Origin of the sequence: Cupriavidus sp. D384 (genome assembly GCF_001652915.1) — a bacterium.
Taxonomy (GTDB): Bacteria; Pseudomonadota; Gammaproteobacteria; order Burkholderiales; family Burkholderiaceae; genus Cupriavidus.
The window spans coordinates 1-1,906 of record NZ_BBQI01000077.1; the positions used below are offsets into that span (position 1 = coordinate 1).

Sequence of the window (1,906 nt, forward strand, 5' to 3'; positions counted from 1 at the left end):
GTTACCGTTGTCCAGGCCTGGGCCATCTGTCGAATTACCCGAGATATTCGTCGATCCGTTGCCGCCAGTGTTGATCGCTCCATTTCCGTTATCAACACCGGTACCGTTCGTCGAGTTTCCAGAGATGTTGGTCGAGCCGTTGCCCTGCGAGTCGATCGTGCCGTTACCGTTATCTACCCCGGTTCCGTTCGTCGAATTTCCCGAGACATTCGCCGAGCCATTGCCATCCGTGTGGATGGTGCCGTTGCCGTTATCAACGCCGGTGCCATTCGTCGAGTTACCCGAGACGTTGGTCGAACCGTTGCCGCCGGTGTTGATGGTGCCGTTGCCGTTGTCAACGCCCGTTCCATTCGTCGAGTTGCCGGACACGTTGGTCGAACCGTTACCGTCCGTGTGGATCGAACCATTTCCGTTATCGACGCCAGTTCCCTCGCCTGAGTCGCCGGTAACGTTTGTCGAGCCATTACCACCGGTGTTGATGGTGCCGTTGCCGTTATTGACGCCCGTGCCATTCGTCGAATTGCCCGAAACGTTGGTCGAACCGTTACCGCCGGTGTTGATTGAACCGTTTCCGTTATCAACGCCTGTGCCATTCGTCGAGTTGCCGGAGACGTTGGTCGAACCATTGCCGTCGGTGTTGATGGTGCCGTTACCGTTGTCGACACCTGGGCCGCCGGTCGAATTACCCGAGACGTTCGTCGATCCATTGCCATCGGTATGGATCGATCCATTGCCATTATCGACGCCAGTACCGTTGGTCGAATTGCCCGACACGTTGGTGGAACCATTACCACCGGTGTTGATCGACCCATTGCCGTTATCAACGCCGGTACCGTTCGTCGAGTTGCCGGAGACGTTGGTCGAACCGTTACCGTCCGTGTGGATCGAGCCGTTGCCATTATCGACACCCGTGCCGTTCGTCGAATTGCCCGAGACGTTGGTCGAACCATTACCGCCCGTGTTGATGGTGCCGTTGCCGTTGTCAACGCCTGTGCCATTCGTCGAGTTGCCGGAGACGTTGGTCGAACCGTTACCGTCCGTGTGGATCGAGCCGTTACCGTTATCGACGCCAGCTCCCTCGCCTGAGTCTCCGGTAACGTTCGTTGAACCGTTACCGCCCGTGTTGATGGTGCCGTTACCGTTGTCTACGCCAGTCCCGTTGGTCGAGTTGCCCGAGACGTTGGTCGAACCGTTACCGTCCGTGTGGATCGAGCCGTTGCCATTATCGACACCCGTGCCGTTCGTCGAATTGCCCGAGACATTGGTCGAGCCATTGCCATCGGCATGGATCGAACCATTACCGTTGTCGACACCGGTGCCGTTGGTCGAGTTACCCGAGACATTGGTCGAGCCATTGCCGTCGGTATAGATGGAGCCGTTGCCATTATCAACGCCCGTGCCATTCGTCGAGTTGCCCGAGACGTTTGTTGAGCCGTTGCCGCCCGTATTGATCGAGCCGTTGCCGTTGTCTACCCCGGCCCTGTTACCAGAGTCACCCGTAATGTTCGTTGAACCGTTGCCCTGGGTGTCAATCGTGCCGTTGCCGTTGTCTACGCCCGTACCATTGGTCGAGTTGCCCGAGACGTTGGTCGAGCCGTTGCCATCGGTGTTGATCGAACCGTTACCGTTATCGACGCCCGTGCCGTTGGTCGAGTTGCCCGAGACATTGGTCGAGCCATTGCCCTGGGTGTCGATCGTGCCGTTGCCGTTGTCTACGCCCGTACCGTTGGTCGAGTTGCCGGAGACATTGGTTGAGCCGTTACCGCCCGTGCTGATCGAGCCATTGCCATTGTCGACGCCAGCTCCGTTGGTCGAATTGCCCGAGACGTTGGTCGAGCCGTTGCCCTGGGTGTCGATCGTGCCGTTGCCGTTGTCTACGCCCGTACCATTGGTCGAGTTGCCCGAG

At 58.4% G+C, this 1,906-nt stretch carries 1 protein-coding gene; it reads right to left on the reverse strand.

From position 1 onward, the window contains the following. Positions 1 to 1,906: S-layer family protein (locus tag A9J21_RS32000; protein ID WP_066737591.1), on the reverse strand; the 1,906-nt coding region annotated here is incomplete at both ends.